This is a genomic window from Mesorhizobium sp. B2-5-7 (assembly GCF_006440875.1).
Lineage (GTDB): Bacteria > Pseudomonadota > Alphaproteobacteria > Rhizobiales > Rhizobiaceae > Mesorhizobium > Mesorhizobium australicum.
On record NZ_VFUO01000005.1, the window covers coordinates 51,992 to 64,561 of the forward strand.

Here is a 12,570-nt window from a genome sequence, read left to right on the forward strand (position 1 = left end):
AATCAAACAAGGGGAACTGAGATGAACATCAGCAAACTAATCAAGTCCGCATTCGCATCCGGCCTGCTGGTCGCCGGGGCGGCGACCATGGCCTCGGCCGAGGAAGGTGTTTTGCGAATCGGCACCGAAGGCGACGCGCCAAAGTTCAGCATGGCCGACCCAAGCGGCAACGTCACCGGCTTCGACGCTGACATCGCCAATGGGATCTGCGCCGAAATGAAGGTCCAGTGTAAGTTCGTCGTCCAGACGTTCAGTTCGCTTGTGCCCTCAATGGACAGCGACCGATTTGACGTCATCATCTCAGGTCTTGGCATTACGGCCGAGCGAGAAAAAAAGATCGACTATTCGATCCCCTACGCAACGACACCTCTTTACTTCGTCGTTGCGAAGGATTCGCCGCTGGCCGGCCTGAAAAGCCTTGATGAAATCAAGAAGGCGATCGTTGGCAAAAGTGTCGGTGTCCCCACAGGCACTACTTATGCCAGGTTCATAGAAAAGCGGATGACGGGCGTCGACCTGAAAACGTACGACGCCGTCACCCAGTTGACGGCCGACCTCGCTAGCGGTCGCATCGACGTAGCTTTCGGAGATTCACCGACCTGGGTCGACTTCCTGGCAACGCCGGACGGCGCGAACTTCGCGAAAGTCGACGTCAAGATAATTTCCACGGATGATCCGGAAGTCCTCGGCCGAGGCATGGGCGTCGGGATACGCAAAGGCAACACCGACCTCAAGGCGAAGATCGACGTGGCCCTGTGCAAGATGATTAACGACGGCACGGTCAAAAAAGCTTCCATGCAGTGGTTCCAGGACGACTACACCATTCCCTGCAAGCAGTGATCCTTCGATAGTAGCGGCCTGCCTTGGCGTCGCCCAAGGCAGGCGGATGGGGGGCCTCTATGCAGGATTTCTGGGTTCTGATGGTGGAGCATGGCTGGGCGCTGGCTCTCCTGCGGGGCAGTGCAGTGACCATAGCGATCGGGCTGCTCGGCATGCTTCTCGGTTTCGTGGTGGCGACTCCACTGGCCATCCTGCGCTGGCAGAAGGTCATGGTCGTCTCACAGATGGTGGATGCCTACAGCATCCTGATCCGCGGTATCCCAGGACTGCTGGTGATCTACCTGTTGTTCTACGGCTCCTTGGGCTGGGTGAGAACCGTCGCGGGGACGTTCGGCTATGAGCAAGTCGCAGAGAATGCCTATCCGATGATCGTCGGCGTCATAGCGATTGCCTCGATCTCCTGTGCCTACTCGATCGAGGTCATCCGCGGCGCTCTACAGGCCGTGCCCTCCGGCATGCTGGAAGCCGCTCGCTCCCTGGCGCTTCCGCCAATGGTGACCTTCTTTCGCGTTACGTTTCCGCTCGCCTTGCGGCTCGCGCTCGGCGGAATCAACAATGTGTGGCAGATGACGATCAAGGATACGTCGCTGATCTCGGTCGTCGGCCTGCAGGAATTGATGCGGACCGCTGCAATCGCCGCCGGCATCACCCGGTCGCCGCTATTTTTCTACTGCATTGCCGCAGCGCTGTTCTTCGCCATGACGCTCGCCAGCCAAACCGCATTCTCGAGGATCGAACGGGGCCTCAACCGCGGCTTCGGAGGGATGTGACATGGACTTGGGCATCATGGCCTACGCGTTCCCGTTTCTGCTCGAGGGCGTCAAGATAACGCTTATCATCTCAGTCTTCGGCATTGTTCTGGGTCTGCCGCTGGGAGTGCTGGTCGGCGTTGCGCGCGGATCGAAAAACCGGATGCTTCGCGGTTTTTGCGACGCCTATTGCGCGATATTTCGCGGCACGCCAATGCTGGTGCAGATCTTCGTGATCTACTACGGCTTGGCCCAGGTAAGTTTCATCCGGCACAACCCGGTTCTGTGGTGGATGATTGGCGATGGGCTCCATGCAGCCATCCTGGCCGTCGTCCTGAACTCGGGCGCTTACACCGCCGAGACCTTCCGCTCAGCCTTCAACTCGCTTCCCAAGGGGCTGATCGAAGCGGCGGAAGCTTGCGGCATGAAGCCATGGCACATTTTCCTTCGTATCAAGTTCCCGCTGGCGTTGCGACAGGCACTTCCCGCCTACAGCACCGAGGTGGCCATCATCGTCAAGGAATCGAGCCTGGCTTCCGCGATCACGGTCCTGGAGATCACCGGCTACGCCAAGCGCCTGATGAGCGAAACGTTCGCAGTGATGGCTATCTTCGTCATAACCGCCGCCTTCTATCTCGTGATCAGCGTCATTGCGCTGATGTCGATGAAACTTCTTGAACGCCGTTTGGCCATCCCTGGCTAGAACCAGTCCTGAAAGGAAAGACCATGTCCAACCTCACTTTCATCGACCAGAATAACCTGCCCAAACCCCGCGAAGGCAAGCCTGCTCCGGACAGGCTGATCGAAGGCGATCCGCGCTTTCTTAGTTGGGACATCGCACAGACCGCCGACGGAATAGTTCAGTCCGGAGTGTGGGAGGCGACGCCTGGAGCCTATCGCTCGATAAAGGGCAAGACTTTCGAGGTCTGCGTTATCCTGTCAGGCGTATCCGAACTGACAGAGGACGGGAAGGAGCCGCGTCGCATCACGGCCGGCGACGCCTTTGTCATGCATCCGGGTTTCACCGGCGTCTGGAAGGTCATCGAAACCACGCGCAAGCTCTGGGTTAGTCGCGACTAGTCGGCTCCCGAGCTTTCCTTTGCAACCAGCAGCAGTACCGGTTCATGACACAGACGCTTTCCAAAACGATTAAATCGACGCCATACTGGTGGGACGATTGTGCCTTTCCGCCTTTGCCTAGGCGCGAACTCGATCGGAGCTGCGACGTGGCGATCGTCGGCGGCGGTTATACTGGTCTCTCCGCCGCAATCGAGTTGGCGCGGGCAGGCAAGCACGTCCAGCTTTTCGATCGCCAGTCGCTCGGCCAGGCGGCTTCCAGCCGTAACGGTGGCATGGCAAGCGGCAGCATCAGGCCTAGCCGCAAGGAACTGATCCGTCGCTTCGGTTTGGATAGGGCGAACGGCATCCTGCTGGAAGGCCAGACCGCGCGGCAGGACCTTTGGCGGTTTCTCACCCCGGAGTGTATCGAGGCCAACTTCACGCTGTCCGGCTTATTCGAAGGGGCGATGACCGCCGAAGAGACAGAAGAGCTCCGGCGCCATGCGGGCTTTCTCCACGACAGCCTTGGCATCGAGACCTTCGCCGTCAAAGGATCGGACGTGCGGCAGTATATCGGAACCGACCTCTATGTTGGTGGCATGGTCCGCATGGACATCGGCGGCCTTCAGCCCGCGAAGTTGCTCGCCGGGATGATCCGGGTCGCGCGCGAGGCCGATGCCATACTGCACGAGAACACCGCTGTCCTGGGATCGGTCAGCGATACGGCAGGCGTGCGGGTCACCACCGAACGCGGCGATGTACTGGCAAAGAAGCTGCTTGTATGCACCGACGGATACACCGACGGGTTCGATCCATGGCTACGCCGCCGCTTGGTGCCGGTTCGCAGCCGAATCGTAGCCACCGAACCGCTAGACAAGCAGGTCATGGACCGGCTGATGCCCGCGCGCATGATGTACAGCGACATGCGCAAGCTGAGTTACTACTACCGCCCGTCGCCCGATGGGTCTCGCATCTTGTTCGGCGGACGCGACGGCACGACCGCAGGCGATCCGCTCACGCCGACCGTCAATCTGCGGACGGAGCTCGCCAGACTTTTCCCGGAACTAAAGAATATCGGCATTACGCATAGCTGGTTCGGGAATGTCGCCATGCACCGGGATATGATCCCCCGCATCTTTTCACGCGGCAACACCATTTACGCGACTGGCTATTGCGGTTCCGGCATCGTGTGGGCGCGGTGGCTCGGCAAGAAGGCGGCGCTCAAGATCCTCGAAGACGCCGAGCAGCCGCGCTCGGCTTTCGATTTCGATCAGGCTCCCAAGGCCGTACCGTTTTACCGCGGCCGACCATGGTTCATTCCGCTTGTGTACTGGATGTATGAGCGCCACGACCGGAAGACGCTACGTCGTCGCAAGGATGCGTGAGGCGGTATGGCGTTCCTGTTCCTCTGTGATGCAACCCGAGGGGCCGTGTTTGCCGAGGTGTTCTCGGAGCACCTGCCGGATGTTCGGTTCTGCATGGGCCCTGACGCCATCGGCGACGAGGACATCCGTTTCATCATGACCTGGAAAGTGCCGGAAAACCTTCGGCGGTATCCCAACCTTAAGGGGTCGGAACAAGAGCAGTGCGAAATCGTACGTTAACGGCGAACGAAGCGGGAACTCTAGGCAGCCCGCCGCAACCCACCTACGCAACGTGCGCCGCGAGATTCCGGATCACCTGCTCAAGCACATCTCGCCGCTGAGCTGGGAGCATATCAATCTGACAGGCATTTACACCTGGGATAGCGAGCAGCATCTGCCGGAAGGTTTCCGGTCGCTTCGGCTTCCAGTTGGGTTGCAGCGGGCTGCCTAGAGTTCCCGCCTAACGGCTGTTTAGTGCGATTCGTTGGCCTTATTCGAAGGAGGCCTGAATGCATGAGACCATGACCGAAATGCTTGCCAGGATCCGAACAATCGAAGAGATGGTCATGGCTTTCCGCGATGAGGAACATTGTCGGAGATTGTTGGAAGGCATGGTGTGGCCGGAAGGTCGAATTTGTCCCTCCTGCGGATATAAGCGCTCAATCGCCATAGCCGGTCGTGACATGGGCAAGCGGCGGGCTCGACCGGGACTATATCAGTGTTCGAGCGGTGACTGCCGGTTCCAGTTCACGGTTACAACGCACACGCCGCTGCACTCCACGAAGCTTCCCTTGCGTGTCTGGCTGAAGGCGATGTGGCTGATCCTGCAATCGGACAAGGGCTTGTCCTCGGTTCGGCTCGCTGAGAGCCTTGGAGTGAGCCAGCCGACGGCTTGGCGGATGGGACATGCTCTGCGTTTGATGATGGCGCGAGAACACATGCTCGATGGGACAGTCGAGATTGATCATTTCCATCTCGGTGGCCGCCAAAAGAAGCATCCAGACGATCCGCCGCCCGGGCGAGGCTCGGAAAGGTCAGGCGAATACGGAGAAAGCGCCGGTCCTGGCAATGGTGCAGCGGCCAAATGACATCACCCCTGGCATGTCTGCAGGTGACGCGCGCGCCACGATCGTGGCCGACCTCTCTTCGCGAGCAAGCGAACGCGTCATTGAAACGCGGATCGAATTGGGGGCTCATTTGATGAGTGACGAGTGGAAAGCATTCATGTCCATTGGCGAGAGCTTCGCCGAGCACGAGACCGTGAAGCAAGCACCGGCAGATGCTGCCGGAGGTCATGGCGCTCGCCCGCTCAATGGGCGTTGACAGGCAGGTCGACTATTGGGGCGACCTGAAGACGGAGGCAGACCTCTCCTGGATCCGCAAGGAGGTGGAACCACACGGCGTTCTTTTCATGGCCAAGGCCCGCCTCGACCATCCGGACGCCGACAGGCAACTCGACCTGTTGTTCAAGCTTTGCCCTGCCTTGTGCGAGATCTATTTCGATCGCCTGGACCAAGTAGCGGCACTCAAGGATAGATGCAGCGATGCCGGCATCGCCCTCTGGTACAATACGCGCGATCCGGTTTCCTGCGCCGGGTTCACCGACACGGCGGCGCTCAAGGATCCGGAAGCAATATGGGGCCGCCTTATCGATGCGGTCATCTCCGCCATTCAGACTGATCATGCAGAGCTCCTGAAGGCCTTTGTCGCCCACCGTGCGAAGAACACCGAGAGTCCTTGAGCGGCCCACCAGGATCGCAACCCTGTCAGCAGATGGTGGTCACTCGGCGATCAAAGTGGACCAGCGGCTCCGCTACTCCCTCCGTGACCGCGACATCGATTGCTTCGCCAACTAAGCGTCAAGACCAACGATCTCTCGCGCGAAAGTTAACCGGCGGGATCGCCGCGTCGGTATCGGCAGCCTTTAAGGGACCAGCAAAATACGCCCCTTGATCCCCCCCTGTTCGAGCGCGGCATGGGCACGGGAAGCATCAGAGAGTGGCATCGTTGTCCATTTGGGCGTCTGCATAGCTCGTTTGGCGGCGAGGCGTGCCAGCGTTGCGACGGCAACTTCAAGTGCCGTCCCGTCAAGGCTCTCTGATGAGTACCCAGTCAGCGATACCGGCCGGATCAGGTTCCAGAGATCGAACCGGACATCACTACCTCCTACCGCGCCAACAAGGGACAACGTCGCGCCAGGTTTCAGGGCGGAGAGCGATGTCTCAAAGACGGCAGCTCCCACCGTATCGAAAACGCCATCGACGCTTTCCGGCTCGACCAGAGACAGTTCACCGGCTTTTGAAGCCAGGACGCGTCCCGCCCCCAGCGAGCGAACATAATCAGCCTGCTCCGGCCGCGACACGATGGCCAGAACATGTGCGCCCAGTGCGGTGGCAAGTGAAACCGCCGCCGAGCCCACGCCGCCCGCCGCGCCGGTGACCATGACTTGCCGTCCCTTTAGAGGTCCAAGAGGGCGCAAACCCTCGTGCGCGGTGACGCCGGCCAGCCCAATCGCTGCCATAACCACCGGATCCGTGCCAACGGGCAGTTGAGCTGCCGCGTTGGCTTCGACTGTGACGAACTCGGCATAGCCCCCGGGCCGATCGGCCCGGACCCCGCCGAGGCCCTGCATCATCGTGATCACCTTTTGGCCGATAAGTGCGCGCGCCACCAGGCCTCCGGTCTCAACGACCTCGCCGACGACTTCAACGCCCGGCACGTATGGAAAGGGGTCTGGCTTGCGGATAGGCCAATTGCCCGCCCTTACCTCAAGGTCCGTGTGATTGACCGCGGCGGCGATGGTCCTGATCCTGATCTCCGACGCGCCTAGCGGAAGGACCGGAACGGCCTTCCACTCAAGGACGTCCGGACCGCCGTAGCGGCTGACGACGATCGATCGCATTTCGCTTTGCATAACGGGTGGTTCTCAGGTTCAGGTTTCGTCGAGCCAGACGTCGAAGTATTCATGTTCTTGCGTTGGATGGACCCGCACACCTTTGAGGGCGGGAACCCAGTGCTTGTAGAGTTTCCGCCAGTAGGGCTGGATCAGAATTCCAGCATCCTGCAGCATGGCCTCGATTTCTTTCATCGAACCTTTGCGCTTCTCGGCATCCGGAATGGCCAGTGCGGCATTGAGCTTGGAGTCGAATTCAGGATTTGACCACGCACTTTCGTTCCACGCCTCGCCCGTCCGGTACGCGACGGCAAGGACCTGTACGCCGAGTGGCCGCATGTTCCAAGTCGTCATTGAAAACGGGTACTTCGTCCAGTCGTTCCAGAAGGTTGAACCCGGCAGGACGGTCCGCTTGATCTTGATCTTCGCTTCACGCAATTGGGCCGCGATAGCGTCGCCTGTGTTGCGGTGAAAGTCCTCGTCGGCCGTGATCAGCTCGAACTCAAAGTCCGTGCAACCGGCCTCTTGAAGCAAGCGGGCGGCCTTGTCGATGTCACGGCCGACTGCGGGCAGTTCGACGTACTCGGGATGAATCGGCGAGACATGATAGTTGTGGGCCACGTCGCCGGCGCCGCCATAGCCAAGATCGAGCACAACCTTGTTGTCAACCGCCAACTGCAGCGCATTGCGTACCCGCTGATCGTCAAAAGGTTTATTGGTGACATTCATGCGAGCCAGCAGAGTCCCCGCGGTCGCCGCCTCACCTTTGACCAGCCCAAGTCCATCCAAGCCTGCCAGCTGGTCTATCGGGGACTCGTAATTCGTGTGAATCTCGTGCGCTTCGAACGCCCCAAAGGTTGCGTTCGGATCCGTCCCATAATCAATGAACTCGATGCCATCGAGGTGAGGCTCTCCACCCCACCAGTTTCCATGTGTACGACGTTTCAAGACAACGCGAACGCCGACGTCGTAGGAAATCAACTCAAACGGTCCGGTTCCGATCGGGCATGCGCTGAAAGTTGCCCCTTTTTCGTCGAAACTTTTGTGAACCAGCAATGCCGGGTAGTCGGCTAGGTTGGGAATGAATGTAATGTCCGGCCGCTGAAGCGTAATGCGCAGGGTCATGTCGTCGAGGCGTTCGATCGCTGTTTCGCGCAATTTGCCGGTCGACTGGTCGACGAGCGTGCCCATCCGCCCGGCCATGGAGTTGCCTGCGGCATCCCGCTCGCACCAACGCCGCAAATTGAAGATAACGTCATCGACCGTGAACGGGTCGCCATTGTTCCAGATCGCGCCGCGCCGGCAATGCAACACAAACTGCGTCGCATCGGCGTTGACCTCCCAGGATTCGAGCAGACGGCCTTCAAACGTGTAGTCGGCAGTGTATTTGACGAGCGGCTCGAGCGTCTGGCGCTGTGCATTGGCAATCTCCGACCAGTCCGCGGTCCTCGGGTCCTTCGGATCCTTTACGAACATCGCGACCTTTAAGGTGCCACCGCGTTTGGGCTCCGCCGCCAGGGCCGGCGTCAGCGACGCACCGATAAGCCCGTAAGCCATAGGCGCCGATGCGCCGAACGCACTAGCCAGTGCCAGGAATTCGCGACGATCCAACTGGCCATTCAGACAAGATGCCGCCGAGGCGAAGATGTGTTCAGGAACCTTGTCGGAATTGCTCGTAAACATTGGCATTTTGCTTCCTTAAAGCCACAGTCCCGCGCGCAACCGTCATGCGCCCGCGCGCGAACCGTCATGCGGGATCTCAAACCGAGTCCGGCCGGGACACTTCCATATGAAACGTATTCGAGATAAGTGGGCGTAAGAGAGCAACACTTGAAACGAATTGTGTTGAAATGGACCGCTTCGCCGGCATGACCGTCTTCGTTAAGGCTGTGGAGCTCGGCTCCTTTTCAGCCGCGGCGGAAGCCATGTCGACCTCGCCGCAGCTCGTCGGAAAATACGTTCGCGCGTTGGAAGACCATCTTGGTGTCCGCCTTCTAAACCGAACCACACGCCGGCAAAGCGTAACGGACTTCGGCCGCGCCTATTATGAGCGAGCCAAGCACATCCTCGCCGAAGTTGAGATGGCAGAGGGGTTAGCCGAGGAGACAAAGTCGGTTCCAACAGGTAGGCTGAGGATAAACGCACCGGTAAGCTTCGGGATACGCAGCCTAAGTCCTAGTCTGCCGGAATACCTGAAGGCCCATCCACAGATTTCTGTGGAATTGACGCTTTCCAATAGAGCGGTCGATGTTATCGACGAGGGATATGATGCGGTGTTTCGAACCGGCGAACTTGGCGATAGCGGCCTCATCGCCAGACCTTTGGCTGCTTACCGACTGGTTCTGTGCGCCTCTCCTGCATACCTTAAGACACATCCACCCATCAGGCACCCACTCGATCTCCAACAGCATGAGTGTCTTGGCTTTTCCTTCACCGAGTTGAGGACGCACTGGACGTTCGACGGCCCGGAGGGAAGGGTTGTGGTTCCGGTATCTGGCCGTGTGATGGCCGATCACGGCGAGCCCCTGCTATGCGCGGCTGTGGCGGGGATAGGCGTCTTGCTACAACCGAGCGAAATCGTGAGTGAGGCCCTGGCAAGCGGCGACCTAGTCGGGATTTTGCCGGACTATCGCCCGCCGACCCGACCGCTCAATGTGATCTACGCTCCCGATCGCCGCATAACCGCCAAGCTTCGGAGCTTTCTGGATTTCGCCGTAGCCAAATTTGGACGATAGTGCCTCGATCGCAAAACCCCTGCCTAAGGCCGCGCGGGGTGTAATTGGAGCGAATCTGTTGTAGGTCAGCAACCATTGGCGCGATTTATCCCGCCCTGTTTCAACCATACATCTCTCAGTATCGCCGCTACCGCGGCTGCAGCCAAATTGGGACGTTTGTTATGAGCAGCACCGCTACCTCTTTTATGGCCAGGTTCGTCGAATTCATCAACTCGGCGGATGAAAACCTGGCGAGCGAGCTCGTCTCACCGAATGCCATCTTCCATGTCCCTGGTAGGCCAGAGCCGATGACCGGCCCTGCCGGCTACATAGCGATCGTCGCAATGATGCGAGGAGGCTTTTCCGACATCCAATGGACCTTGGAAGAGGCGATCGCCGAGGAGAACAAGATCGCGGCCCGCTTTACGATGAGCGGCACCCATACCGGACCATTCATGGGCGTGCCGCCAACTCAAAAGACGATCCGCGTCCAGGCTCTGAACATTTATCACCTTGAGAATGGCAAGATCGTCAAAGAATACGGTCAGCCCGACATCCTCGGCCTCTTAATGCAGCTAGGCGCGTTTCCCTCCTAGCTTCAAGGGGAGACCAGACCATAGGCAGGCCGCGTTTTCGCCCTCCACCGTCGCGCGGTTGAAGGTAATAAAATCCTGGATTCGCGGCGCGATAAGCGGGGAGTCCCCAGTCGACTGCGGGTCGCCATCGCGACCTGTGCACCAACACGCCGCTCTCTCCTCGGGGAGGGCCGTTGGGTAAGCGCGTCTCGGCGCGCGTGGCGCTTGCTTTTCATTCCAGCTTCTGGATGCGCCCCTAGGCGGAACACGCCATCATTGCCGCCCTGGCGCTCCAAGTCGGTCAACTCCGCAACCTGGGCCAGTCGATCATGGTGATCGACAAGAACGTGAAGCGCCTCGCGACATTCGTCGACCAGTTCTACGTGGTGGAGAAGGGCTGCGTTGCGTGGAGCGGCAATGCACAGGAGGTCGTCGATGAAGAGGCGACGATCAATCCTTCATCAGCATGTGAGTGCTTGTAGCGCATCGCTTGCCGATAGGGGCGGGCGTTGCGTCAGCGCGCCGATGGCACGGTGGGAACGCCGGACCGGGACAGCTGCTTGCATTTTACGCGCAAAGGCACGAATACCTATAAAATGTTGCCATATCAGGTTGTTACAGAGCTTTCTATATGCCAGACGAGCTCACAATGTTTTCCGTATTATAAAAATCATTGCACAAAACAAAAAAAGATGTAGCGTATATGGAACGAGGGGGAGAGGTTTGGCGTCGGGAATTTGCACAGGACGCAAAGCGCCGGAAAGTGATCGTGCCTGGACACGGCCGCCTTGACCCAATGAACAAATGATTGGGAGGAAAAGTTGGATACTCATCTTTATATCGGGAATGAAGAACGGGGTTCGGAAACTGGTGCGACGTTCGAACGGCTGGGTCCGGCGTCTGATACGGTCGTCACGCGTGGCGCCGCCGCCAGCGTGAGGGATGCCAATGCCGCTGCGGATTCGGCTCAGGAAGCCTTTGTCGAATGGTCGAAGTCCGGTCCGTTTCAAAGGCGGATGCTGCTGCTCAAAGCCGCGGACGAGATCGAGAAGCGTGGTGATGATTTTGTCAACGCGATGAAGCTCGAAGTCGGCGCGAACGAACTTTGGGCCCGCTTCAACGTCTACCTTGCCGCCAACCTCTTCCGGGAGGCTGCGGGGCTTGCAACACAGCTGCAGGGCGAGACGATCCCAACGGATAAGCCCGGCACGCTGTCCATGACCATTCGCCAGCCGGTCGGTGTCATCCTCAGCATCGTGCCGTGGAACGGCGCCGTGGTTCTGGCGGCACGCGCTATCGCCTATCCCCTGGTCTGCGGCAACACCGTCGTCTTCCGCGCATCCGAGACCAGTCCCCGGACGCATGAAATCATGGCTCAGGCCGTGCATGCCGCAGGCTTCCCTGTCGGCGCGCTCAACTTCGTCACCAACGATCCCAAGGACGCGCCTGAGATCATCGACGCGCTCATCGCCCATCCGGCGGTGCGTCGTATCAATTTCACCGGATCCACGCATGTGGGCCGCATCATCGCGGAGAAGTCGGCAAAGCATCTCAAGCGCTGCATCCTTGAGCTCGGCGACAAGTCGCCGCTCGTCGTCCTGGACGACGCCAATGTCGATGATGCCGTATCCGCCGGCGTGTTCGGTGCTTTCCTCTATCAGGGTCAGATTTGCATGACCACGGAACGCATCATCGTCGACGAAAAAATTGCCGACGAGTATGTCGCCAAGTTCACCGAGCGGGCCAAGGTTCTGCCGGCGGGAGATCCGGCCCAGGGTGCCTGCGTTCTCGGCCCGGTCATCAGCAAGGACGCGGCCAAGCGTCTCAACGGCCTCTTGGATGATGCGCTGTCGAAGGGCGCGATCCTGCTTGCCGGCGGACGGTCCTCAGGCAACCTGATGCAGGCCACCGTGTTGGACGCCGTGACGCCCGCCATGCGCATCTATGGCGAGGAGACCTTCGGCCCCATCGTGTCGATCATCCGCGCCAAGGATACCGACGATGCCGTGCGGATTGCCAACGACACCGAATTCGGCCTGTCCGCCGGTGTGTTCGGCACCAACATCAGCCGCGCGATCGACGTGGCGCGCCGTATCGATACCGGCTCGGTCCACATCAATGGTTCGACCGTGCAGAACGAGGCGCAGGCGCCTTATGGCGGCACCAAGTCCAGTGGATTCGGCCGGTTCGACGGCCGCGCCGTGATCGACGAATTCACCGAGCTGAAGTGGCTGACGATTGAAAGCAGCGGTCAGGGCTATCCGTTCTGATCCTGTCATGTCTCCCCGGATGACCTCCGCGGGGATTTCAATGCAGGGCAATTTCAGGTCGATCGGGGCACGGGCTGATGCCCGTGTTCAGGCGAAGCGTGGTTGA

At 59.5% G+C, this 12,570-nt stretch carries 13 protein-coding genes and 2 pseudogenes; 13 read left to right on the plus strand and 2 right to left on the minus strand.

Annotation, left to right across the window (positions count from 1 at the left end):
* Positions 1-21: 21 nt before the first annotated feature.
* The 9 genes and pseudogenes from FJ543_RS21370 to FJ543_RS21410 all read left to right on the plus strand — a co-directional run bounded on the left by FJ543_RS21370 (position 22) and on the right by FJ543_RS21410 (position 5,753).
* Positions 22-840, plus strand: coding sequence for a transporter substrate-binding domain-containing protein (locus FJ543_RS21370; RefSeq protein WP_140876915.1), 819 nt, complete (start codon positions 22-24; stop codon positions 838-840).
* 59 nt (positions 841-899) lie between these two features.
* A complete protein-coding gene (locus tag FJ543_RS21375) occupies positions 900-1,610 on the plus strand; it encodes an ABC transporter permease subunit (RefSeq protein ID WP_140876917.1) in 711 nt (236 codons plus the stop codon).
* Between the two features lies 1 nt (position 1,611).
* Positions 1,612-2,292, plus strand: a complete 681-nt coding sequence (locus tag FJ543_RS21380) for an ABC transporter permease subunit (RefSeq protein ID WP_140876919.1) — start codon at positions 1,612-1,614, stop codon at positions 2,290-2,292.
* A gap of 23 nt (positions 2,293-2,315) precedes the next feature.
* Positions 2,316-2,669 carry a cupin domain-containing protein gene (locus FJ543_RS21385; RefSeq protein ID WP_140876921.1) on the plus strand — a complete coding sequence of 118 codons (354 nt, stop codon included), beginning with the start codon at positions 2,316-2,318 and terminating at the stop codon, positions 2,667-2,669.
* Positions 2,670-2,815: 146 nt separating this feature from the next.
* Positions 2,816-4,033, plus strand: coding sequence for an FAD-binding oxidoreductase (locus tag FJ543_RS21390; RefSeq protein ID WP_246678848.1), 1,218 nt, complete (start codon positions 2,816-2,818; stop codon positions 4,031-4,033).
* 6 nt (positions 4,034-4,039) lie between these two features.
* Positions 4,040-4,252: a hypothetical protein gene (locus FJ543_RS21395; RefSeq protein ID WP_140876925.1), complete on the plus strand. Its 213-nt coding sequence runs from the start codon at positions 4,040-4,042 to the stop codon at positions 4,250-4,252.
* Positions 4,253-4,289: 37 nt separating this feature from the next.
* Positions 4,290-4,463 (plus strand): annotated as a pseudogene (locus FJ543_RS21400) (Tn3 family transposase); the annotation flags it as partial.
* A 58-nt stretch (positions 4,464-4,521) separates the two neighbouring features.
* Positions 4,522-5,284: pseudogene (locus tag FJ543_RS21405) on the plus strand (IS1595 family transposase); the annotation flags it as partial.
* A gap of 22 nt (positions 5,285-5,306) precedes the next feature.
* Positions 5,307-5,753, plus strand: coding sequence for a hypothetical protein (locus FJ543_RS21410; protein WP_181174032.1), 447 nt, complete (start codon positions 5,307-5,309; stop codon positions 5,751-5,753).
* Between the two features lie 183 nt (positions 5,754-5,936).
* Here FJ543_RS21410 and FJ543_RS21415 read toward each other — a convergent pair whose 3' ends face one another.
* Positions 5,937-6,914, minus strand: a complete 978-nt coding sequence (locus tag FJ543_RS21415) for a zinc-binding dehydrogenase (RefSeq protein WP_181174033.1) — start codon at positions 6,912-6,914, stop codon at positions 5,937-5,939.
* A 30-nt stretch (positions 6,915-6,944) separates the two neighbouring features.
* Entirely contained in the window at positions 6,945-8,594 is a 1,650-nt protein-coding gene (locus tag FJ543_RS21420) for an ABC transporter substrate-binding protein (RefSeq protein ID WP_140876931.1), read from the minus strand.
* A 161-nt stretch (positions 8,595-8,755) separates the two neighbouring features.
* Here FJ543_RS21420 and FJ543_RS21425 point away from each other — a divergent pair, with 161 nt between their 5' ends.
* The 4 genes from FJ543_RS21425 (at position 8,756) to FJ543_RS21435 (ending at position 12,464) form a co-directional block, all read left to right on the plus strand.
* A complete protein-coding gene (locus tag FJ543_RS21425) occupies positions 8,756-9,640 on the plus strand; it encodes a LysR family transcriptional regulator (RefSeq protein ID WP_140876933.1) in 885 nt (294 codons plus the stop codon).
* A gap of 161 nt (positions 9,641-9,801) precedes the next feature.
* A complete protein-coding gene (locus FJ543_RS21430) occupies positions 9,802-10,215 on the plus strand; it encodes an ester cyclase (protein ID WP_140876935.1) in 414 nt (137 codons plus the stop codon).
* 308 nt (positions 10,216-10,523) lie between these two features.
* Complete coding sequence (locus FJ543_RS31515; protein WP_181174034.1) at positions 10,524-10,676, plus strand: hypothetical protein; 153 nt, start codon at positions 10,524-10,526, stop codon at positions 10,674-10,676.
* 339 nt (positions 10,677-11,015) lie between these two features.
* Positions 11,016-12,464, plus strand: a complete 1,449-nt coding sequence (locus FJ543_RS21435) for an aldehyde dehydrogenase (RefSeq protein ID WP_140876937.1) — start codon at positions 11,016-11,018, stop codon at positions 12,462-12,464.
* Positions 12,465-12,570: the final 106 nt, after the last annotated feature.